Here is a 22,107-nt window from a genome sequence, read left to right as displayed (position 1 = left end):
GACTCACCACAACAGGAGAATCACTATGTCATCGGTTTTACGCATTCCGGCCGCCACCCCGCAGCAAAGCCACGACTATCTGCAGGCAAAACTCGCTTTTTACACCGACGCCTGGGATCTGGCGGAAGATCTGGAGCGGCAAATCCCGGATATCGTGGTAATTGATGCCCGCGCGCCGGAGGCTTATCGCGCCGGGCATATTTGCGGCGCGATCAGCTTTCCGCATCGCGAGATGGATGCCACTACCACGGCCCGGCTCGAGCGCAGCAAAGTTTATGTCACGTATTGTGACGGCATTGGCTGTAACGGCTCGACAAAAGCGGCCTGGAAACTGGCCTCGCTGGGATTTCAGGTGAAGGAGTTGATTGGCGGGCTGGATTTCTGGAAACGTGACGGTCATCCGCTGACCTGGGGTGATGCTCCGGGTGAATGGCCAGTCGCCGCGCCCAAAGCATTCTGTGGCTGTTAACTCAGAGGACCAGCCAGAGTAAAAGGGTGATGACGACCAGTGCGACAAAGAAACCCAGCAGGGGACGTTCTGCCAGAGGCTGAATCGCGGGCGGCAGCGAGGCGACAAAGGGCGACCAGATCGGCTGCGGTTTAATCTCGCTGGCAGCCAGCGGCTGTTCGGGAAGTTTTTCTGCCCGGTCGGCGCGACGGCTGAACAGGAAGTTCAGCAAATCCTGGGTCTGCGTTACGGTGAGCACCGTCTGCGGTGTCGCCTGAAAACGCTGCTGGCTGTAGTCCTCCAGTTGCTGCCGCTCCTGCTGATCAAGCGGCTGTTTCAGGGACGCTTCCAGCAATTGCAGCGTCGGTGCGCTGTGCTGACTCAGCGTCTGACGCACCTGCAGATACTGGGTCAGCAGCGGGAAGTGGCGCGACGGGATGGGATCACCGCTGGTCAGATTCACCAGTTTCAGCGCAGCCGTCCACAGCTTACCGGTGGATTCGCCAGTGGCAGCGGCCAGGCGTACCACCTGCTGATTCAGCGTATGGTGCTCGGCAGGCAGCAGCGTGCGATCGCTGACGCGGATCTGCTGCGGCTGAGGAATCGTCATCTGCCCGTTCTGCAGCATCGTCAGCACCTGGCGCAGCTGATCCTGGCTCAGCGCGCTCAGTACGGTCTGACCAAATTGCTGACGGATAAAATCGCTGACGGCCTGACGGTTATTCCCTTTCGGCAGCAGATCGGTGAGCTGGGTCATCAGCTGGCGTGTGGCATGCCCATTTTGCGTCTGCGTAAGGCGGCCATTAAGGTACTGTTCCGCTGCCGGAAAATGACGCGACTGCAACTCTGCTTCACTCTTTACGCCCACTTCATGGCGTACACCCGCCCACAGTTCAGGCGCTTTAAGATTACTGAGCGATGAGATACGCACGATCAGGCGTTCTAACGTCGTGCGCTGCGCAGGGGATAGGGGCTGTTCACCGGCCACTGAACCGTGACGCGTTACGCCAGTTTGTGGATTGACAGATGAACGATCGCCGACCGGCACACCGGGGCCGCTGAGTGGTTGCATGGCGGATTCCTTGGGAAAACAGAACAGCGTGGGGTGCGCCGGAAAATGAATAGGCCATGATAGCAAAAGCCCCCGGGAAATCCCACGGGGGCGCACGCGTTTCGGCGGGAGATTTACTCTTCTGCCAGCTTCAGACGATGACGACGCCAGCGTTTCCAGACTGGCGGCACGACCAGCACGGCAATCGCCAGCACCAGCAGTACTTTGCAAATCAGGCTTTCCCACAGGATGACCATATTCCCGTTGCTGATCGACAGCGCACGACGCAGGTTCTGCTCCAGCATTTCACCCAGCACAAAGCCCAGAATCAATGGCGACATCGGAAAATCCATCTTACGCAGGATATAGCCGAAGATCCCCAGCCCGACCATCAACAGCAGATCGAAGGTGGTGCTGTGTACCGCGTAAACACCAACGGCCGAGATGGCGGCGATTGCCGGTACCAGGAACCAGAGTGGAATGGTCAGCATACGGGCGAAAACGTTGATCATCGGGATATTCATGATCAACAGCATCACGTTGCCGATTAACAGAGCGGCAATCAGACCCCAGACGATATCAGGCTGTTCAACAAACATCGCCGGTCCTGGCGTGATGTTATACAACGTCAACGCGCCGACCATCACCGCAGTCGTGCCCGAGCCGGGGATCCCCAGCGTCAGCATCGGGATAAAGGATCCACAGGCGGAAGCGTTGTTTGCTGCTTCCGGCGCAGCCACACCGCGAATATCGCCTTTACCAAATTGATCGCTGCCGCTGATCTTCTTCTCGGTCATATAGGCGATGGCGCTGGCAATGGTTGCACCGGCACCCGGCAGCACCCCGACGAAGAAACCAATGAAAGAGGAACGCAGCGTGGCGCCGGTCACCATTGCCGCTTCTTTCATATTGAACATCATGCGTCCGCTGGCCCGAACCGCTTTCTGCCCGCCGCTGGTCGACTCCAGCATCAGCAGAATTTCACTGACCGAGAACAGGCCAATCACCACCACCACAAACTGAATGCCGTCGGAAAGATGAACGCTGTCAAAGGTAAAGCGGTAGACGCCGGTATTGGCATCAACGCCCACCGTGGCCATTCCAAGCCCAATCAACGCGGCGAGGAACGATTTCAGCGGATTATGGCTCATCATGCTGCCAAGACAGGCGATAGCGAACACCATCAGGGCAAAATATTCTGCCGGACCAAAGGCCAGCGACCAGCTTGCCAGCAGCGGAGCGAACAGAATAATGCCGATAATGGCAATCGTAGAACCGATAAAGGAGCTGACCGCCGAAATCGACAGAGCGACGCCCGCCTTGCCCTGTTGTGCCATCGGATAGCCATCCAGCGCAGTCATGATTGCGCCGGCGTCACCGGGTACGTTAAGCAGGATAGAGGAGATACGTCCGCCATATTCACAACCGATGTAGACCGTTGCCAGCAGAATCAGCGCAGATTCCGCCGGTAAGTGCAGCGCAAAGGCCAGCGGCATCAGAATCGCCACGCCGTTAATCGGGCCAAGACCCGGCAGCAGGCCGACGATGGTGCCGATAAAGCAGCCAATCAGGGCAATCAGCAGGTTCTCTGGCGTCATGGCGACGGCAAAGCCCTGCATTAAAAAGGACCAGGTATCCATGATGCTCTCCTTAACTCAGCCAGCTGCCGACCGGAAGGGTTACTTCCAGCAGGCGATCAAAGGCGTAAAACAGCGTGCTGCCCATCACCAGCCCGGCCAGCGCTGCTGCCCACCAGCGCGCGCCAAACAGCAGACCGATACCGAAGGTCAGCAGGGTGGTGCAGATGGCAAAGCCCAGTGTTTCAAAAAACCAGCCATACAGCAGCATCATCAGCGCCAGCGCGACCAGCCGTTTCAGCGTGCTGCGTGAAGGCCAGTGAATGGTGTCGGGTTTACGGAACAGCATCAGCAGGGCACAGATCGCCATCAGGCCGAGAATCGCCATCGGGAAGGGCCGCGGCCCTACCGGCTCATAGCTGTATTCGCTCTGAATTTGCCAGGCCACCACCATGCCGCCAAGACAGAGCGCCAGCCACAGGCCCGCAAAAATACGATCGCTCATGATGTGCTCCTGTTATTTGGCCAGGCCAAATGATTTTGCCTGCTCACGGTAATCCGCCACCTGCTTTTTCACGTAGCTGTCGAGTTCCTGTCCGAACAGGTTGAATTCGAACAGCCCACGCATATCACGCTGCTTTTTGAATTCCGGGGTATCCACCATTTTTTTGAAGGCCTGCTCCCACCACTGATAATCGGCGTCGCTGACTTTGGGTCCGAGGTAGTAGCCGCGAATAATCGGCCAGACGATATTGAAGCCTTGTTCTTTGGCGGTAGGTACCTGTGCCAGCTGGCCCGGCAGGCGCTGATCAGACATGACCGCCAGTACCCGCATTTTGCCGCCCTGCAGATGCGGTACCATTTCACTCATGTCGCCGGAGACCACCTGAATATGATTGCCGAGCAGTGCCGTCACCGGCTCTCCGCCGCCTTCAAAGGCGACATAGCGCATCTTGCGTGGATCGATACCGGCTTCTCGTGCCAGAAGCGCTGTTTTCATCCAGTCCTGGCTGCCGATAGAAGCCCCGGCTCCGACTACCACTTTGGTTGGATCCGCTTTCATCGCCGCCATCAGTTCACCGAGGTTTTTCCACGGTGCATCCTCACGGACTGCTACCATGCCGTAATCAGTGCCCACCGCTGCCAGCCACTTCACGTCATCAACTGAGTAGCGGCCAAATTTTCCCTGCGACAGATTCAGCAGCGAGCCGCCCGAGAAGGCGACTACCGTGCCGGCTTCAGCCGGGCGCTGGGCAATAATTGCGTTATAGGCAACCGCGCCGACGCCGCCGGGCATATAGGTGACGCGCATCGGCGTCTCAATCTGTTTGGTTTCCTGCAGCGAAACCTGCAACAACTTACAGGTGAGGTCAAAACCGCCACCCGGTTTGGCCGGTGCAATACATTCAGTACGGCCTGGACCGTCGGCGGCGGTTGCAGCAGGCAACATCAGTGCCAGCAGAGCGGTAGTCAGGGCGGTATGGATTATTTTTTTCATCGTAGGCTCCATTCATTCTTCCAGAGTGTGATTGCTGCCGAACTATTGGCGTTGCTGAATTGTTAAAACAATTACCTTTCATTTACCTTTCACTGCCCGGATTTAATGACAGGATGTGATATGCGTCTCTTACTGGTAGAAGATACGGCTGACCTGGCGCGCTGGCTGCAAAAAGCGCTGACGCAAAAAGGCTTTGCCGTTGACTGGGTGGCAGATGGTATCGCCGCCGATCACGCCTTGCAGTGTGAAGCCTATGCGCTGGTCGTGCTGGACGTCTCACTGCCGCGCATCGATGGGCTGGAGGTGCTGACGCGGTTGCGGCGACGCGGACAGAGCGTGCCCGTTTTGCTGCTGACAGCGCGCAGTGCGCTGGACGATCGGGTTCGCGGCCTGAACCTCGGGGCGGATGACTACCTGACCAAGCCTTTTGAACTGGATGAACTGGAAGCGCGGCTACGGGCGCTGCTGCGGCGCAGCCAGAACCAGGCTGCGCAAACGCAGTCGCTGGGCCAGCTGGTGCTGGATGGCGAAGGCTATTTCATGCTGGGCGACCGGTCGCTGGCGCTGACGCCGCGTGAATCGAGCATTCTGACTACGCTGATGCAGCGCCACGGCCGGCCGGTTTCCCGTCAGCATCTGTATGAACAGACTTTTAGCCTGGCGGATGAGGCCAGCCCGGAGAGTATTGAACTGTATGTCCATCGGGTGCGGAAAAAACTGGCGGGCAGCGATGTCGCCATCGTGACGTTACGCGGACTCGGTTACAGCCTGGAAACGCTGCCGTGCGGTTGATCCATTCACTGCGCGGCGAGCTGCTCGCCTGGCTCGGCCTGCCGCTGCTGCTGCTGTGGGCGCTGTCGGTTTACACCCATTATCAGAGCGGGCTGGCGGCCGCTAATCAGGCGTACGATCGCTCGCTGCTGGCCTCGGCGCGCACCGTGGCAGAACGGCTGGTAGTGCGCCAGCATCATCTGGAAGTCGATGTTCCCTGGGTGGTGCTGGACAGTTTCGAACGCAACATGAATGACCAGTTATTTTATCAGGTGATCTCCCCACAGGGAAAGACGCTGTCCGGTTACGACGACCTGCCGCCGATCCCCCCCGCCAGCGAAATGTCGACCGCTTACCCGGCGCTGGTGCACTTTTATGACGGGCGTTATCACCAGCATCGCATTCGGGTAGCGGCACTGTGGCAACCGGTGAGCGAGGCGGGCGTCGACGGTATGGCGCTGGTACTGGTGGCGGAAACGGTCAATTCACGCCAGGAGTTTGCCCGCGGGCTGATGCGTACCGCGCTGATCAGCCAGAGCGGGCTGGTGCTGATGACGTTGCTGCTGGCCAGCCTGATGCTGCGTCGGGTGTTACGCCCGCTGCGGCGTCTGTCACGGATTGTATTACAGCGCGACGGCGGAGAATTAACCCCGTTGCCCTCGCTGCCATGGTCAGAACTGCAACCACTGATCATCGCCTTTAACCGCTATCTGGAGCGTTTGCGCGGCCTGCTGGCGCGTCAGGATCGCTTCAGCGCAGACGCAGCACATCAGTTGCGCACACCGCTCACTATCCTCAAAACCCAGGTGAGCGTGGCGCTCAGCAGTGAACGACCCGAGCAGTGGCAGGAGAGTCTTCATGGTATGCGTCATACACTGGATGAGACCATCTTACTCACCGATCGGCTGCTGCAGCTGGCGCGTATCAAGGCACGTCACGGTGAAGATAAGCCAATGATGCGGGTCGATCTGGCGGTCATCGTGCGTGAAGCCTGTCTCAGCCGTTACACGGCGGCGCGCACCCGACAAATCGATCTCGGCTATGAGGGCGATGAGAGCAGTGAGGTGATCGGGGACGGCGTGCTGCTCGGCGAGCTGTGTGCCAACCTGCTGGACAACGCCATTAAATATACTCCGCATCACGGTATCGTTACCGCGCGGGTGGTGGCGGGAAAGCTGGAAATCGAGGACAACGGGCCAGGCATTTCCGGGGCAGAGCAGTTGAAGGCGTTACAGCCCTTTCAGCGGCTGGATAATGTCGGCGTGCAGCCGGGTGCCGGCATTGGGCTGGCGCTGGTACAGGATATCTGTGCCTGGCATGGTGCCCGTATGCAGCTGGATCGCAGCCCGCAACTGGGCGGGCTGCGCGTGACGGTATGGTTTACAGCCGACGCAGGTTGACCGGTTTTGTTCGGGTGAGCGGTGCGCGCAGCCGCTGCGCCAGTATTACACCGCCAAGCGTCAGACCGCCGCCAATCCAGTGGTAACTGTGTAGTTGCTCATGCAGGAAGATCACCGCGATCACCGCGGTAAATACCGGGATCAGATTCATAAAGATACTGGTGGTGCTGGCACCCAGACGCTGTACGCCGTGGATCCACAGGAACGGCGCGATGATCGAAGCAAACAGACCGGCAAAGGCGACCAGTGGCAGGTTGTGCCGGTTAAGCGCTACCTCGGGAGCCAGCAGAAAACCAGGCAGCAGCAGCACGACACCGAATAAAATCTGTACATACAGGCTTTGCCAGATCGGCAGTGGCAGCGCCCAGCGCCGTGTCAGCACGCCATACAGCGCATAGGCGGCGGAGGCGGCCAGCATCAGCAGTTCACCTTTGCCCAGACCATGATTCAGCAGTTGCATCACGTTGCCCTCACTGACCAGCCACACCAGACCGGTAAAGGAGATGATGCTGCCGAGCAGGATGCCGAGCGTCGGCGCAATCCGCAGGATCACCACGCTCAGCAGCACGGTGAGCAGGGGGATGAGGGCGCCGATAATGCCCATAAAGAGTGCACTGACACTGTGTGCTGCGTAGTAGGCGAGGCTCTGATAGAGCACCATGCCGAGCAGGCCAAGGATCGCCAGCCGCCAGAGGTGCGGTTTAATGGCCTGACGCGTGCGCCAGACGCCGGGCAGCACAAAGGGCGTCAGCACCAGCAGCGCCAGTAACCAGCGGTAGAATGAGATTGCCGCCGGATCGATCGCATCCGCCGAGAGTTTGCTGACAATTGAGTTGATCGACCAGATTATTACCGCAAAGAGCGGGTACAGGATAAACATGCTGACTCTCCACACGCCATAATGAGGCGCAGTGTACGCTTGTCCGGATTTATTCAGATAGTTAATATCGGACAAAATTAGTTGTGGAGCGGACAGAATGACCCTGAAAGTGATCTACCAGCCGCCCCCTGACGCGCCGCAGCTGCGCTACTTTATGCGTTACGAACAGGCCAATGCCCGCACCGAATATCTGCCGCATGCGCATGCCTGGGGTCAGCTGATTATGGTGAAAAGCCACGTACTGGAGATGCAGGTCGAGGGTGAACGATTGCTGACACCGGCAGATATTCCGGTCTGGATCCCTCCGGGTCAGCTTCACAGTAGCTATAACCATCGTCAGGCACAGTTCCGTACTTTTAATCTGGCGGCCCCGTTATGCGCCGATCTGCCCCGGCGCGCCTGCCTGCTGCTGGTCGATCCCATTGCACATGCCATTATGGATGAGTTTGCTGAGCAGCAAATCGAGCAACCCGAAACGGATGCGCAGTGGCGGCTGTGCGAGGTGCTGCGCGATCGCCTGCAGCTGGCGCAGGTACAGGAGAGTTATCTGCCCACCTCTGACGATAAGTTTCTCGCGCCGGTGTTACATGCGCTGGAAGCACATCCGGGCGATAACACCACGCTGGCAGGCTGGGCGGCGCGGGTCTTTACCACCGAACGGACGCTGGCGCGGCGCTGCCAGCAGCAGCTTCATATGACCTTTGGCGAGTGGCGGCAGCGGCTGCGGTTTCTGCGCGCCATTGTGCTGCTGGAGCAGGGGAAAAGCGTGCAGAGCATCGCCCATGAGCTGGGATACAGTTCAGCTTCGGCACTGATTGTGATGTTCCAGCAACAGGCGGGAACCACGCCCGAACGCTACCGTGCACGGTTAGGCTAACGCGTCGCTTTGTGCCAGAATAATTGCCTGATATGTAACTGACAGGAAAGCCGTGGTGAAAATTCTGGTCGATGAAAATATGCCTTATGCCCGTGAGCTATTCAGCCGCACCGGCGACGTGGTCGCGGTGCCGGGGCGTCCGCTGCCGGTGGCTGAACTGGCCGATGCCGATGGCCTGATGGTGCGCTCAGTCACCCAGGTTAATGAGGCCCTGCTGGCAGGAAAGCCGGTGAAATTTGTCGGAACCGCCACGGCGGGCACCGATCATGTCGACGAGAACTGGCTGCAGCAGGCGGGCATTGCGTTCTCTGCCGCACCCGGCTGTAACGCCATTGCGGTGGTGGAATATGTTTTCTCTGCGCTGCTGCTGCTGGCGGAACGCGATGGTTTCCAGCTGCGTGACCGCACTGTCGGCATCGTTGGCGTCGGTAACGTCGGTGGGCGACTGCAAAAGCGTCTTGAGGCCTGGGGCATCAAAACCCTGCTGTGCGATCCGCCGCGCGCAGATCGCGGTGACGAGGGGGATTTCCTGTCGCTGGAGGCCGTGACAGAGCAGGCTGATATTCTGACGTTCCATACGCCGCTGTTTAAAGAGGGCCCGTATAAAAGCTGGCACCTGGCGGATGCGGCGCTGCTGATGGCGCTAAAGCCTAATACTATCCTGATCAACGCCTGTCGCGGCCCGGTGGTGGACAACAGCGCGCTGCTGGAGGTGCTGAAAATGCGGCACGATCTTAGCGTCGTGCTGGATGTCTGGGAGCCGGAGCCGGATCTGTCGCTGGCGCTGCTGGATAAGGTCGATATCGCCACGCCGCACATCGCGGGCTACACGCTGGAAGGCAAAGCGCGCGGCACCACCCAGGTGTTTGAAGCCTGGTGCGACTTTATTGGTCAGCCGCAGCAGGTGCCGCTCAGCACCTTACTGCCGGTGCCGGAATTCAGTGAAATCACCCTGAATGGCCCGCTGGATCAGCCAACGCTGAAACGCCTGGCGCATCTGGTGTATGATGTGCGCCGCGATGATGCCCCCCTGCGTAAAGTGGCGGCGAAACCCGGCGAGTTTGATCGCCTGCGCAAGCAGTATCAGGAGCGCCGCGAGTGGTCATCGCTGCAGGTGAACTGCGATGACGCCACAACCGCTGAGCTGCTGAACCAGCTGGGCTTTAACGCAATCATCTCCCCGGAATAGCGGGCGCTGCAGGTCAGGCGCCCTGGCGCGGTTTCCGCACTGAATTAATCAGTGAACGGAAGGCACGCGCTGCTGGCATGTCTGCATGACGGCGGGTTCTGGGGGGGATATACCCAATGGATTTCGGGTTGCATTGAGGCGGCAAGAGAACGAATCCCGATGAGCTTACTCACGTAAGTGATTCGGGTGAGTGAACGCAGCCAACAAAGATGCAACGTGAAAGACGACGGGGATAAATCTGAATCCCTGGGCGGTGAATATCACCGCCTTCTGTTTTTATGTCATTGTCTGGAGTAAACCAACATGTCTGACGGCTGGAATATTGCGCTACTTGGCGCGACAGGCGCAGTAGGGAACGCTGTACTGGAACTGCTGGCGGAACGCCAGTTCCCGGTTGGTGAATTATATTTGCTGGCCAGCGAAAACAGCGCAGGCGAAATCAAACGTTTCGAAGGCCGCTCGGTGCGGGTCGAAAATGCGGAGACGTTCGACTGGTCACAGGCGCAGCTGGCCTTTTTCGTGGCGGGACGTGACGCCTCGGCGCGCTTTGCCGATGAAGCGGCCAATGCCGGTTGTCTGGTAATCGACAGCAGCGAGCTGTTTGCGCTGGAACCCGATGTGCCGCTGGTGGTGCCGGATGTGAATCCGCAGGTGCTGGCAGATTATCGCAATCGCAACATCATCAGCGTGGCGGACAACCTGGTAAGCCAGCTGCTGACCGCAATTAAACCGCTGGTGGATGCGGCCGGATTGAGTCGTTTACAGGTGACTAACCTGATCTCAGTCTCCAGCTACGGCAAAGTGGCTGTGGATGCGCTGGCCGGGGAAAGTGCCCGTCTGCTGAACGGTATTCCGGCCGATGAACACCATTTTGGTCGTCAGCTGGCGTTTAACCTGATGCCACAACAGGCCGACGCAGAAGGCAGCGTGGAGAGTGAGCGTCGCCTGATTGATCAGGTGCGTAAGGTATTGCAGGATGAAGGCTTACCGATTGCGGTCAGCAGCGTACAGGCTCCGGTGTTCTACGGTAATGCGCAGATTGTGCATATCGAAAACCTGCGCCCGCTCTCTGCTGAAGAAGCGCGTGCCGAACTGGCGCTGGCGTCAGATATTCGTCTGAGCGAAGAGGATGAAGTGCCGACGCCGGTCACGGATGCCTCAGGCAACGGCGAACTGAGCATCGGCGCTGTGCGCAACGACTACGGTATCCCGGAACTGCTGCAGTTCTGGTCAGTGGCGGACAACATTCGTTTTGGCGGCGCGCTGATGGCGGTGAAAACCGCTGAGAAACTGGTTCAGGAGTATCTGTAACCATGTCCGATGGTCAGACGCAAAAACTGGCGCTCGGCATCGAGTATGACGGCAGCCGTTACTACGGCTGGCAGCGTCAGAATGAAGTCCGCAGCGTGCAGGAAAAGGTAGAGCGCGCGCTGTCGAAAGTCGCCGATCATCCGGTCAGTATTTTTTGTGCTGGCCGCACCGATGCAGGCGTACACGGGACGGGGCAGGTGGTCCATTTCGAGACCACTTCGCAGCGGCCTGATGGCGCCTGGACGCTGGGCGTCAACGCCAATCTGCCGCCGGATATTGCGGTGCGCTGGGTGAAAGCGGTGCCGGATGAATTCCATGCCCGCTTCAGCGCCACGGCCCGACGCTATCGCTACCTGATCTACAACCAGCGTCTGCGTCCGGCGGTGCTGGCGCAGGGCGTGACGCACTTTTACCATCCACTGGATGCGGAGAAGATGCAGCGCGCCGGACAGTGTTTGTTAGGCGAGAATGATTTCACCTCATTCCGCGCGGTGCAGTGCCAGTCGCGTACACCGTGGCGCAACGTGATTCACCTCAACGTAACGCGTCAGGGTCCCTACGTGATTGTGGATATCAAAGCCAACGCCTTTGTGCATCACATGGTGCGCAATATCGTGGGCAGCCTGATGGAGATAGGCTGCGGCAATAAGCCGGAGTCATGGATGGCAACGCTGCTGGCGGCGAAGGATCGGACATTAGCCGCAGCCACAGCCCGGGCAGAGGGGTTGTATCTGGTGGCGGTGGATTACCCATCCCACTTTGCGTTACCACAGCCGTCGATGGGACCGTTGTTCCTCGCGGATTAATTCACTTTCAGGACTTAAAAGGGCGCGCCATGGAGTTTCTCCATTTTCTGGTTGATTTTATTCTGCACATTGATGTGCATCTTGCCGAACTGGTTGCACAGTACGGTATCTGGATTTACGCTATTTTGTTCCTGATTTTGTTCTGCGAAACCGGTCTGGTGGTGACGCCCTTCCTGCCGGGTGACTCGTTGCTGTTTGTGGCGGGCGCACTGGCGGCGTTGCCGGGTAACGATCTTAATGTGCATGTGATGGTGGCATTATTAGTGGTGGCCGCGGTTCTGGGCGATGCAGTGAACTACACCATTGGCCGCCTGTTTGGCGAACGGTTGTTCAGTAATCCGAACTCGAAGATTTTCCGTCGCAGCTATCTGGATAAAACCCATGCGTTTTATGCCCGTCATGGCGGAAAAACCATTATCCTGGCGCGCTTCGTGCCGATCGTGCGAACCTTTGCGCCGTTTGTTGCCGGTATGGGCCATATGTCCTATCGCCACTTCGCGCTGTTCAACGTAACGGGTGCGCTGCTCTGGGTGCTGCTGTTCTCCTATGCCGGTTACCTGTTTGGCGATCTGCCGGTGGTGCAGGAAAACCTGAAGCTGCTGATTGTGGGCATTATCCTGGTCTCGATTCTGCCAGGTGTGATTGAAGTCTGGCGTCATCGCCGTCAGGCTAAGCAGCAGAAGCAGCCGTAAGGCTGCGCTCAGGGGTAAGACCAGATTTTTATCCACAGTCTGAACAGGTTGTGGTTTAATGAGCGACATTTACCGTCTGCTGAAGCGGTTTTCAGCAGTATCAAGACGACTGGACCAGGTCAGTTTTAAACAGAAAGGTCATCAATGAGCTGGATTGAACGCATTCTTAATAAAAGCACCGGAACGCCTGTGCGCAAAGCCAGTATCCCGGAAGGGGTCTGGACCAAGTGTGACAGCTGTGGTCAGGTTCTCTACCGCGCCGAGCTGGAGCGTAATCTTGAGGTCTGCCCGAAGTGTGACCATCACATGCGTATGCACGCCCGTGAGCGCCTCGGCAGTGTCCTCGATCAGGGCACGATGGTTGAGCTGGGTAGTGAACTTGAACCTAAAGATCTGCTCAAGTTCCGTGACTCCAAAAAGTACAAAGATCGTCTGGTAGCGGCCCAGAAAGACACCGGTGAGAAAGATGCGCTGGTGGTCATGAAAGGTCAGCTGCACGGCATGCCGGTTGTTGCGGCAGCCTTTGAATTTGCCTTTATGGGCGGTTCAATGGGCTCAGTGGTCGGTGCGCGTTTTGTACGTGCGGTCGAGCAGGCGTTAGAAGATAACTGCCCGCTGATCTGCTTCTCCGCCAGCGGCGGGGCGCGTATGCAGGAAGCGCTGCAGTCGCTGATGCAGATGGCGAAAACCAGTGCGGCGCTGGCAAAAATGCGTGAGCGTGGTCTGCCTTACATTTCCGTGCTGACTGACCCGACCATGGGTGGCGTTTCGGCCAGTTTTGCCATGCTGGGCGACCTCAATATCGCGGAACCTAAAGCACTGATCGGCTTTGCCGGCCCACGCGTTATTGAGCAGACCGTGCGTGAAAAACTGCCGCCGGGCTTCCAGCGCAGTGAGTTCCTGATTGAAAAGGGCGCGATTGATATGATCATTCGCCGTCCGGAAATGCGCTACAAACTGGCAAGCCTGCTGGCAAAAATGATGAACCTGCCGGCACCGCTGCATGACGGTGAACAGTCCGCTCCGGCGACGACTGAATCGGAAAGCAACGAGGCCTGACAGGAGATAGAGAGGTGCGTCCAAAGCACCTCTTACCAATGCACCGTATACCGCAGCAGCAGCCTGCCAGGTATAAATAAGCAAAACGGGACATATGGACAATCTTCACCTTCCCCAAGCCACGTCGCCTTTGGCCACGTGGCTTTATTATCTTGAGCACCTGCATACTCAGGCCATTGAACTGGGTCTGGACCGTATTCGTCAGGTAGCGCTTCGTCTCGACCTGCTGAAACCCGCTCCTTTTGTCTTTACCGTGGCCGGTACTAATGGCAAAGGCACCACCTGTCGCACCCTGGAAACGCTGCTGATCGCCGTGGGTTACCGCGTTGGCGTGTACAGCTCACCGCATCTGGTGCGCTATACCGAGCGCGTTCGGGTTCAGGGAGAGGAGCTGAGTGAAGCGCAGCACTGCGCCAGTTTTGCGGAGATTGAAGCCGGACGTGCAGATATTTCGCTGACCTATTTTGAATTTGGCACGCTCTCCGCGTTGAATCTGTTCCGCCAGGCGCAGCTGGATGTCGTGATCCTCGAAGTCGGCCTCGGCGGACGGCTGGATGCGACAAACATCGTGGATGCCGATGTCGCGGTGGTTACCAGCATTGCGCTCGATCACACCGACTGGCTTGGCCCGGATCGTGAAAGCATCGGGCGTGAAAAAGCGGGTGTGTTCCGGGCAGGAAAACCTGCGGTAGTGGGTGAACCGGATATGCCGCAGAGTATTGCCCTGGTCGCACAGGAAAAAGGTGCGCAGCTGTTGCAGCGCAACCGTGACTGGTCGTGGCATGCGCAGGCAGAAAGCTGGTCACTGCGTGATGCGACAGGTGAGCTGAACGATCTGCCGCTGCCGCAGGTGCCGCTGCCTAACGCGGCGACCGCGCTGGTGGCGCTGCGGGTCTCCGGGCTTGAGGTCAGTGAGGCGCAGATTCGCGCCAGCCTGCCGCTGGCGATGCTGCCAGGCCGTTTTCAGACCCTCAGCGAATCACCACGCGTTATTCTGGATGTCGCCCATAACCCGCATGCGGCAGCGTATCTGGCGTCGCGGCTGGCGGCACTGCCGAAACGCGGCAAAGTGCATGCCGTAGTGGGCATGCTGCATGATAAAGATATCGCCGGTACGCTGGCGGCGCTGGCACCGGTAGTCGATGCCTGGTACTGCGCGCCCCTTGAGGGTCCGCGCGGCGCCAGTGCTGAGCAACTGCTGACCAGTCTGTCGCAGGGCGAGGCTTTTAGTTCGGTTGAGCTCGCCTGGAAGCAGGCACGCCAGCGGGCAGCGCCGCAGGACATTGTGCTGGTATGTGGTTCATTCCACACAGTTGCACAGGTCATGGAATCGATTGAAACGGAGAAAGGACGTGGCAAGTAAGTTTCAGAACCGTTTAGTCGGCACCGTTATTCTGGTCGCCGTTGGCGTGATTGTGCTGCCAGGGCTGCTGGATGGTCAGAAAAAGCATTACAAAGAGGAGTTCGCCGCCATTCCGCTGGTGCCGAAACCTGACGATCAGCAGGACAGCGAAATGGTGCCGCCGGTAACTCAGTCGCTGCCGGCACAGCCGCCGGAAGGCGCGGGCAATGCGGTCAGCAGCAGCAATGGCAACGGTAAAACCAACGCTACGGCAGAGCAGGGTCGGACTCAACCGGAAGACGAGAGCGATCCGGTAGTGGTCTCGCCGCCGCCGGTCCATCAGTCTGTGCCCGCACAGACGGTGACGAAGCCGAAGGTCGTTGAGCAGCAGAAACCGAAAGTAACAGAACAGCCTAAGCAGAAGCCAGTCGAACAGCAGAAGCCAAAAGCCGTGGAGCAGCCTAAACCTAAACCGGTTGAACAGCCTAAAGTGGTCGAACAGCCGAAGCAGGAAGAGGCGCCAAAATCAGCAGAGACGACAGCGCCGGCAGGGCAGGCTTATGTGGTGCAGTTAGGTGCGCTGAAAAACGCCAGCAAAGTGAATGAGATTGTCGCGCAGTTGCGGCTGTCGGGCTATCGCGCCTTTACCGTTCCTTCAACGCCGGTACAGGGTCAGATCACCCGCATTTACGTTGGGCCGGATGCGTCGAAAGCCAAAATGCAGAGTGCAGTTGGCGAGCTGAAAAGCATCTCCGGACTGGGCGGTGTCGTGAAGCCATACAGCGCCCGCTAAAACGGGCGATTGGCGCTGCCGATAGCAGTAACAGGCAGCGTCTTTTGCCCATCAGGCAGCGCGTTTAAAGCGTGCTGCCGCGCAACATAGTGACGATTTTCAACGGCCTGTCCGGCTGAGAATCACCCGGGCGATAGCGTTTTTTTTCATCGCCTTTTTTATGGATGCAGAAAAAGAAAACCGCTACGCAAACGTTTTCTTTTTCTGTTAGAATGCGCCCCGAACTGGATGCAGGGGTGCAATTGCACTGGCGCTGGAAGAGTTCATGATCTGGATTGATTACGTCATTATTGCGGTAGTTGGTTTTTCGGCTCTGGTCAGCCTGGTCCGTGGGTTTGTCCGGGAAGCCTTATCTCTTGTTACCTGGGGATGCGCGTTTTTTGTCGCCAGTCGTTACTACGCCTACCTTGCAGTCTGGTTTACAGGTTTTGACGACGAACTGGTTCGTAACGGTATCGCCATCGGTGTGCTGTTTGTGGCAACCCTGATTGTGGGGGCCATTGTGAACTACGTTATCGGCACGCTGGTGGAAAAAACCGGCCTGTCGGGAACCGACCGGGTGTTGGGCGTCTGTTTCGGGGCGTTGCGTGGTGTGCTGATCGTAGCCGCTTTGCTGTTCTTCCTCGATACATTCACTGGGTTTTCCAAAAGTCCGGACTGGCAACAGTCTCAACTCATTCCCGAGTTCAGTTATATAATCAGGTGGTTTTTTGATTACCTGAAAAGCACGTCGAGTTTTTTACCCCGGTGATGTGACCGGGAGTGCGGCTTAATGAGGAAATGACAACATGTGCGGTATTGTCGGTATCACCGGTTTCATGCCGGTCAACCAGTCGATCTATGACGCGTTAACGGTGCTCCAGCACCGCGGGCAGGATGCCGCAGGCATTTGTACTATCGATGCGCTGAAATGTTTTCGCCTGCGAAAGGCAAACGGCCTGGTCAGCGACGTTTTCGAAGCACGCCACATGCAGCGTCTGCAGGGCAATATGGGGATCGGTCACGCGCGTTATCCAACCGCGGGAAGCTCCAGTGCCTCTGAAGCGCAGCCATTCTATGTAAACTCCCCGTATGGCATCACCCTGGCGCACAACGGTAACCTGACCAACGCCCACGTGCTGCGTAAGCACCTGTTTGAAAAGGGCCGCCGTCACGTTAATACCACCTCAGATTCTGAAATCCTGCTGAACATTTTTGCGCAGGAGTTAGATCGTTTTCAAAACGATCCGCTGACAGCCGACAACATCTTTGCTGCGGTTGCTGCCGTGCATCAGCAGGTGCGCGGTGCCTATGCGGTGGTGTCGATGATTATCGGCCACGGTATGGTCGCCTTCCGTGATCCTAACGGTATCCGTCCGCTGGTACTGGGCAAGCGCGTTATCGCTGATGGTCGCACCGAATATATGGTCGCCTCCGAGAGCGTGGCGCTGGATACGCTGGGCTTTGAGTTCATCCGTGACGTCGCACCGGGTGAAGCGGTTTATGTGACTGAAGCGGGCCAGCTCTCTACCCGCCAGTGCGCTGAAAATCCGAAAAGCAATCCGTGCCTGTTCGAGTATGTCTATTTTGCGCGTCCCGACTCCTTCCTCGACAAAATCTCGGTCTACAGCGCCCGTGTCCGTATGGGCACCAAGCTGGGTGAGAAAATTGCGCGCGAGTGGGAAGATCTCGATATCGACGTCGTGATTCCGATCCCTGAAACCTCCACCGATATCGCGCTGGAAATTGCACGTATTCTCGACAAACCCTATCGTCAGGGCTTCGTGAAGAACCGGTACGTTGGCCGTACTTTTATCATGCCGGGTCAGCAGTTACGTCGTAGCGCGGTGCGCCGCAAGCTAAACGCTAACCGCGCCGAATTCCGTGATAAAAATGTGCTGCTGGTGGATGACTCTATTGTTCGCGGTACCACCTCAGAGCAGATCATTGAGATGGCGCGTGAAGCGGGCGCGAAACGGGTTTATCTGGCGTCAGCGGCACCGGAAATTCGTTTCCCGAACGTCTACGGTATCGATATGCCCAGCGCCACGGAACTGATTGCGCATGGCCGTGAAGTGGAAGAGATTCGCCAGCTGATTAAAGCCGATGCGCTGATCTTCCAGGATCTGGACGATCTGATCGAAGCGGTACGCGAAGAGAATCCGGACATTGCACAATTTGAGTGCTCGGTGTTCAACGGCATTTACGTGACGAAAGATGTCGATCAGCAATATCTGGAGTATCTTGAATCGCTGCGTAATGATGATGCCAAAGCACTTCAGCGGCAGAACGAAGTCGAAAACCTCGAGCTGCACAACGAAGGCTGATACCTTCAGCAGGCGGGCAGCATAAAACAGGGCGGGAGCAATCCCGCCCTGTTTGTTTTCAGAAACCCGCAGGCCGCGTATGATGGCCCATTGGCTGACATAAGGTTGGAATATGAAACGACTCATCATTGGCATCTCTGGCGCAAGCGGGGTGATCTATGGCGTGCGCATGCTGCAGGTGTTGCAGCAGGTGGAAGAAGTAGAAACGCATCTGGTTATGAGTCAGGCGGCGCGTCAGACGCTGGGGCTGGAGAGCGATTATTCGCTGCGTGACGTGCAGGCGCTGGCCGATGTGGTGCATGACGTGCGCGATATTGCAGCAAATATCTCATCTGGATCGTTTAAAACGCTGGGCATGGCGATTTTACCCTGCTCAATGAAAACGCTCTCTGGCATCGTCCACAGTTACAGTGACTCGTTGCTGACCCGTGCGGCTGACGTGGTGTTAAAAGAGCAGCGTAAGCTGGTGCTGTGCGTGCGCGAAACACCGCTGCATGTTGGCCATCTGCGAATGATGACCACTGCCGCAGAGCTGGGTGCCATCATCATGCCACCTGTACCGGCATTTTATCATCGGCCTGAAACGATCGATCAGCTGATCGATCAGACCGTTAACCGGGTTATCGACCAGTTTGATATCGAATTATCGGAAGATCTCTTCACGCGCTGGCAGGGTGCATAAAGTTCCGCTGGCGCACTTATTTAGTGCATAAGCGCGCCTCGGATCACTCTTCGTGCATTTGATGCACCAAAAGTTAACAACGTCGCTTTTTCTCTTTTACTTCACTGCTATATTCCCCTCACAAACACAGCGTTTTCGCCTGTCTGACATCACGCTAACAGCGTGGTTAACTTGCAGAACTGGCATGAAACATGCAAATTACTTTGCGCAAACACATCACGAACCACATAACAAAAAGCACTTCACTTGAGGGTAATCTATGAAAAAGCGTGTTCTGGCTCTTTCCCTGATGCTGGGCTTATCCAGTGCTGCCAGCGTTTTCGCGGCGGTTCCGGGTTCGATCCGTATCGGCACAGATCCAACTTACCCACCGTTTGAGTCGAAAAACGCGCAAGGCAAGTTAGTAGGCTTCGATATCGACCTCGCTAACGAAATCTGTAAACGTATTCATACCCAATGTACCTATGTTGAGAGCGACTTTGATGCGCTGATCCCTTCGCTGAAAGCGAAGAAAATTGATGCCATCATCTCCTCACTTTCCATCACAGCTAAACGTCAGGAAGAGATCGCCTTCTCGGAAAAACTCTACGCCGCTAACGCGCGTTTAGTCGCGCCGAAGGGGTCGAAAATTGAGCCGACCATTGAGTCGCTGAAAGGCAAAAATATCGGTTTGCTGCAGGGCACCACGCAGGAAACTTACGCCAATCAGAACTGGCGGCCAAAAGGGGTGAACGTCACGCCTTATGCTAACCAGGATCTGGTCTATCAGGATCTGAATGCTGGTCGTATTGATGCAGCCTTCCAGGACGAAGTGCAGGCCAGCGAAGGATTCCTGAAGCAGCCGGTCGGTAAAAATTACGCCTTCGCCGGTCCGGCCGTGAAAGATGACAAGATTTTTGGCGTCGGTACCGGCATGGGACTGCGTAAAGATGACAGCGAACTGAAAGCCGCCATCGACAAAGCCTTTGCTGACATGCGTAAAGATGGCACCTACGACAAGATTGCGAAGAAATACTTCGATTTCAACGTGTACGGCGATTAACCATCCTGTCGCTTTACCCTCTGTATCCGTTTTTGCCGGGTCTGAGCCGGTTCTGCCAGGTGCAGAATCGGGTTCTTTTCCGCTGGTGGCGGATGGCATCTGCAACAGAGAGGTAAAGCTAAACTGCCCGTCGATTGTTGGCGGGCAGCGTTTCGTTTTCACCCCACGACAGGACCCTTTCGATGCTGTATGGCTATTCTGATGTAATTCTTCGGGGCACGCTGGTGACGCTGGAGCTGGCGCTCACTTCCGTTGTGCTTGCAGTGCTGCTGGGCCTGATTGGCGCAGGCGCGAAACTGTCGCGCAGCCGGCCACTGGCGATGATTTTTGAAGGCTACACCACACTGATTCGTGGCGTGCCAGACCTCGTACTGATGCTGCTGATCTTCTACGGTCTGCAGATTGTCCTCAACCAGATAACCGATGCGCTGGGCATGGCGCAGTTTGATATCGACCCGATGGTCGCCGGTATCATCACGCTCGGCTTTATCTATGGTGCCTACTTCACCGAAACGTTCCGCGGCGCCTTTATGGCCGTGCCTCAGGGGCAGATTGAAGCAGCAACCGCGTTTGGCTTTACCAGCGCGCAGGTGTTCCGCCGCATTCTGTTTCCGGCCATGATGCGCTACGCGCTGCCAGGCATCGGCAACAACTGGCAGGTGATTCTGAAAGCCACCGCGCTGGTCTCGCTGCTGGGGCTGGAAGATGTGGTGAAGGCGACGCAACTGGCAGGGAAAAGTACCTGGCAGCCGTTCTACTTCGCCATTGTGGCCGGTGTGATTTATCTGGTGTTCACCACGCTATCAAACGGTGTGCTGTGGTGGCTCAACCGGCGCTATACGGTGGGTGTGAAGAGGGCGAGTTATGATTGATATTATTCAGGAATACTGGAAATCGCTGCTCTGGACTGACGGTTATCGTTTTACCGGTGTGGCTATCACCCTGTGGCTGCTGATCCTCTCGGTCACCATTGGTGGATGTCTGGCAATCCTGCTGGCGATAGCGCGGGTTTCCCCTAACCGGTTTATCAGCTTTCCGGTCTGGCTCTTCACCTATGTGTTTCGTGGCACGCCGCTCTATGTGCAGCTGCTGGTGTTCTACTCCGGCATGTACACGCTGGAGATTGTGAAAGGCACAGAACTGCTGAATGCCTTTTTTCGCAGTGGTCTGAACTGTACGCTGCTCGCCTTCACCCTCAACACCTGCGCCTACACCACGGAAATTTTTGCTGGTGCGATTCGCTCGGTGCCACACGGTGAGATTGAGGCGGCTCGGGCGTACGGCTTCTCCACCTTTAAACTCTATCGCTGCATTATCCTGCCATCGGCGCTGCGCACGGCTCTGCCGGCCTACAGCAACGAAGTGATTCTGATGCTGCACTCCACGGCGCTGGCCTTCACCGCCACAGTGCCGGATCTGCTGAAAATCGCGCGGGATATTAACTCGGCAACCTATCAGCCGTTTACCGCCTTTGGTCTGGCGGCTGTGTTGTACCTGATTATCTCTTACGTGTTGATCAGCCTGTTCCGCCTGGCGGAACGTCGCTGGCTGGCCCACGTGAAACCCTCTTCATCGCATTGAGTAGAACTATGGCTGACAATAAATTAAGCGTCACCGAATTGCATAAGCGTTACGGTGAACATGAAGTGCTGAAAGGGGTCTCGTTAACTGCTAAATCGGGCGATGTGATCAGTATCATTGGATCGTCCGGCTCAGGGAAAAGTACCTTTTTACGCTGCATCAACTTCCTCGAAAAACCGAGTGAAGGCAGCATCATGGTGAATAACCAACAAATCACCTTAGTCCGTGACAAAGATGGTCAGCTTAAAGTGGCTGACAAAGAGCAGCTGCGCGCGTTACGTACCAGCCTGACCATGGTATTCCAGCACTTTAATCTGTGGAGCCACATGACCGTGCTGGAAAACGTGATGGAAGCACCGATTCAGGTGCTGGGGCTGAGCAAAGCGGCAGCGCGTGAGCGTGCCATTAAATACCTCGATAAAGTCGGGATTGATGCGCGGGCGCAGGCAAAATATCCGGTTCACCTCTCCGGCGGTCAGCAGCAGCGTGTGTCGATTGCGCGCGCGCTGGCGATGGAGCCAGAAGTGTTGCTGTTTGACGAACCCACTTCGGCGCTTGATCCGGAGCTGGTCGGGGAAGTACTGCGCATCATGCAGAAGCTGGCGGAGGAGGGCAAAACCATGGTGGTCGTGACCCACGAGATGGAATTTGCCCGCCACGTCTCCAGCCATGTCATTTTCCTGCATCAGGGCAAAATCGAAGAGCAGGGGCCGCCTGCGGAACTGTTTGGCAGCCCAAAAAGCCCGCGTTTACAGCAGTTCCTCAAGGGCTCGCTGAAGTAAGGGTCAGATATTAGTTAAGA

At 57.1% G+C, this 22,107-nt stretch carries 23 protein-coding genes; 18 read left to right on the top strand and 5 right to left on the bottom strand.

Annotated elements, in window-relative coordinates; genetic code table 11:
* The first annotated feature begins 25 nt into the window (after positions 1-25).
* A complete protein-coding gene (locus EPG66_RS09370) occupies positions 26-469 on the top strand; it encodes a rhodanese-like domain-containing protein (protein WP_031590582.1) in 444 nt (147 codons plus the stop codon).
* 1 nt (position 470) lies between these two features.
* On the opposite strand, the gene flk is transcribed toward EPG66_RS09370, so the two are convergent.
* The 4 genes from flk to EPG66_RS09350 form a co-directional block, all read right to left on the bottom strand.
* Positions 471-1,520 carry a flagella biosynthesis regulator Flk gene (flk, locus tag EPG66_RS09365; protein ID WP_069025232.1) on the bottom strand — a complete coding sequence of 350 codons (1,050 nt, stop codon included), beginning with the start codon at positions 1,518-1,520 and terminating at the stop codon, positions 471-473.
* A 113-nt stretch (positions 1,521-1,633) separates the two neighbouring features.
* Positions 1,634-3,139 carry a tripartite tricarboxylate transporter permease gene (locus EPG66_RS09360; protein ID WP_064703774.1) on the bottom strand — a complete coding sequence of 502 codons (1,506 nt, stop codon included), beginning with the start codon at positions 3,137-3,139 and terminating at the stop codon, positions 1,634-1,636.
* A 10-nt stretch (positions 3,140-3,149) separates the two neighbouring features.
* The gene (locus tag EPG66_RS09355) at positions 3,150-3,581 is read right to left on the bottom strand and encodes a tripartite tricarboxylate transporter TctB family protein (RefSeq protein ID WP_039388427.1); all 432 of its coding nucleotides are present in this window, start codon (positions 3,579-3,581) and stop codon (positions 3,150-3,152) included.
* 12 nt (positions 3,582-3,593) lie between these two features.
* Positions 3,594-4,574 carry a tripartite tricarboxylate transporter substrate binding protein gene (locus EPG66_RS09350; RefSeq protein ID WP_182686612.1) on the bottom strand — a complete coding sequence of 327 codons (981 nt, stop codon included), beginning with the start codon at positions 4,572-4,574 and terminating at the stop codon, positions 3,594-3,596.
* 120 nt (positions 4,575-4,694) lie between these two features.
* Here EPG66_RS09350 and tctD point away from each other — a divergent pair, with 120 nt between their 5' ends.
* Positions 4,695-5,366: a transcriptional regulator TctD gene (tctD, locus tag EPG66_RS09345; protein WP_064703773.1), complete on the top strand. Its 672-nt coding sequence runs from the start codon at positions 4,695-4,697 to the stop codon at positions 5,364-5,366.
* Complete coding sequence (locus EPG66_RS09340; protein WP_031590587.1) at positions 5,357-6,745, top strand: sensor histidine kinase; 1,389 nt, start codon at positions 5,357-5,359, stop codon at positions 6,743-6,745. Before tctD ends, EPG66_RS09340 begins: the two co-directional genes overlap by 10 nt.
* Here the strand turns inward: EPG66_RS09340 and EPG66_RS09335 are convergent.
* Entirely contained in the window at positions 6,726-7,625 is a 900-nt protein-coding gene (locus EPG66_RS09335; RefSeq protein WP_069025230.1) for a DMT family transporter, read from the bottom strand. The two genes, EPG66_RS09340 and EPG66_RS09335, sit on opposite strands and share 20 nt — an antisense overlap.
* A 97-nt stretch (positions 7,626-7,722) precedes the next feature.
* On the opposite strand from EPG66_RS09335, the gene EPG66_RS09330 reads away from it, so the two are divergent.
* The 15 genes from EPG66_RS09330 to hisP all read left to right on the top strand — a co-directional run bounded on the left by EPG66_RS09330 (position 7,723) and on the right by hisP (position 22,087).
* Positions 7,723-8,502, top strand: a complete 780-nt coding sequence (locus EPG66_RS09330; RefSeq protein WP_039388431.1) for an AraC family transcriptional regulator — start codon at positions 7,723-7,725, stop codon at positions 8,500-8,502.
* 55 nt (positions 8,503-8,557) lie between these two features.
* Complete coding sequence (pdxB, locus tag EPG66_RS09325) at positions 8,558-9,691, top strand: 4-phosphoerythronate dehydrogenase PdxB (RefSeq protein WP_033788195.1); 1,134 nt, start codon at positions 8,558-8,560, stop codon at positions 9,689-9,691.
* A gap of 303 nt (positions 9,692-9,994) precedes the next feature.
* Positions 9,995-11,002 (top strand): aspartate-semialdehyde dehydrogenase, encoded by a 1,008-nt coding sequence (locus EPG66_RS09320; RefSeq protein WP_022625082.1) that lies wholly within the window; start codon positions 9,995-9,997, stop codon positions 11,000-11,002.
* Positions 11,003-11,004: 2 nt separating this feature from the next.
* Positions 11,005-11,808 (top strand): tRNA pseudouridine(38-40) synthase TruA, encoded by an 804-nt coding sequence (gene truA, locus EPG66_RS09315; RefSeq protein ID WP_008926481.1) that lies wholly within the window; start codon positions 11,005-11,007, stop codon positions 11,806-11,808.
* Between the two features lie 29 nt (positions 11,809-11,837).
* Positions 11,838-12,500 carry a DedA family protein gene (locus tag EPG66_RS09310; RefSeq protein ID WP_031590592.1) on the top strand — a complete coding sequence of 221 codons (663 nt, stop codon included), beginning with the start codon at positions 11,838-11,840 and terminating at the stop codon, positions 12,498-12,500.
* A 144-nt stretch (positions 12,501-12,644) separates the two neighbouring features.
* The gene (gene accD, locus EPG66_RS09305) at positions 12,645-13,559 is read left to right on the top strand and encodes an acetyl-CoA carboxylase, carboxyltransferase subunit beta (RefSeq protein ID WP_031590594.1); all 915 of its coding nucleotides are present in this window, start codon (positions 12,645-12,647) and stop codon (positions 13,557-13,559) included.
* Positions 13,560-13,653: 94 nt separating this feature from the next.
* The gene (folC, locus tag EPG66_RS09300) at positions 13,654-14,922 is read left to right on the top strand and encodes a bifunctional tetrahydrofolate synthase/dihydrofolate synthase (RefSeq protein ID WP_182686610.1); all 1,269 of its coding nucleotides are present in this window, start codon (positions 13,654-13,656) and stop codon (positions 14,920-14,922) included.
* Positions 14,912-15,694 (top strand): cell division protein DedD, encoded by a 783-nt coding sequence (dedD, locus tag EPG66_RS09295; RefSeq protein WP_033772302.1) that lies wholly within the window; start codon positions 14,912-14,914, stop codon positions 15,692-15,694. The genes folC and dedD overlap by 11 nt, the downstream gene beginning before the upstream one ends.
* Before the next feature lie 265 nt (positions 15,695-15,959).
* A complete protein-coding gene (gene cvpA / locus EPG66_RS09290) occupies positions 15,960-16,445 on the top strand; it encodes a colicin V production protein (RefSeq protein ID WP_182686608.1) in 486 nt (161 codons plus the stop codon).
* Between the two features lie 37 nt (positions 16,446-16,482).
* Positions 16,483-18,000, top strand: a complete 1,518-nt coding sequence (gene purF, locus EPG66_RS09285; protein WP_010258001.1) for an amidophosphoribosyltransferase — start codon at positions 16,483-16,485, stop codon at positions 17,998-18,000.
* Between the two features lie 112 nt (positions 18,001-18,112).
* Positions 18,113-18,682, top strand: a complete 570-nt coding sequence (locus EPG66_RS09280; RefSeq protein ID WP_010258003.1) for a UbiX family flavin prenyltransferase — start codon at positions 18,113-18,115, stop codon at positions 18,680-18,682.
* A 259-nt stretch (positions 18,683-18,941) separates the two neighbouring features.
* The gene (argT, locus tag EPG66_RS09275; RefSeq protein ID WP_010258004.1) at positions 18,942-19,724 is read left to right on the top strand and encodes a lysine/arginine/ornithine ABC transporter substrate-binding protein ArgT; all 783 of its coding nucleotides are present in this window, start codon (positions 18,942-18,944) and stop codon (positions 19,722-19,724) included.
* Between the two features lie 182 nt (positions 19,725-19,906).
* The gene (locus EPG66_RS09270) at positions 19,907-20,596 is read left to right on the top strand and encodes a histidine ABC transporter permease HisQ (protein WP_182686606.1); all 690 of its coding nucleotides are present in this window, start codon (positions 19,907-19,909) and stop codon (positions 20,594-20,596) included.
* Entirely contained in the window at positions 20,589-21,305 is a 717-nt protein-coding gene (locus EPG66_RS09265) for an ABC transporter permease (protein WP_010258010.1), read from the top strand. Before EPG66_RS09270 ends, EPG66_RS09265 begins: the two co-directional genes overlap by 8 nt.
* A gap of 8 nt (positions 21,306-21,313) precedes the next feature.
* On the top strand, positions 21,314-22,087 hold the full coding sequence (hisP, locus tag EPG66_RS09260) for a histidine ABC transporter ATP-binding protein HisP (protein ID WP_115757945.1): 774 nt from the start codon (positions 21,314-21,316) through the stop codon (positions 22,085-22,087).
* Positions 22,088-22,107 lie beyond the last annotated feature (20 nt).

The sequence above is a fragment of the Pantoea pleuroti genome, from assembly GCF_014156615.1.
In the GTDB taxonomy this organism is placed as follows: domain Bacteria; phylum Pseudomonadota; class Gammaproteobacteria; order Enterobacterales; family Enterobacteriaceae; genus Pantoea; species Pantoea agglomerans.
The sequence above is the reverse complement of the archived record's forward strand: the minus strand, read 5'-3'. Positions and strand labels throughout refer to the sequence as shown.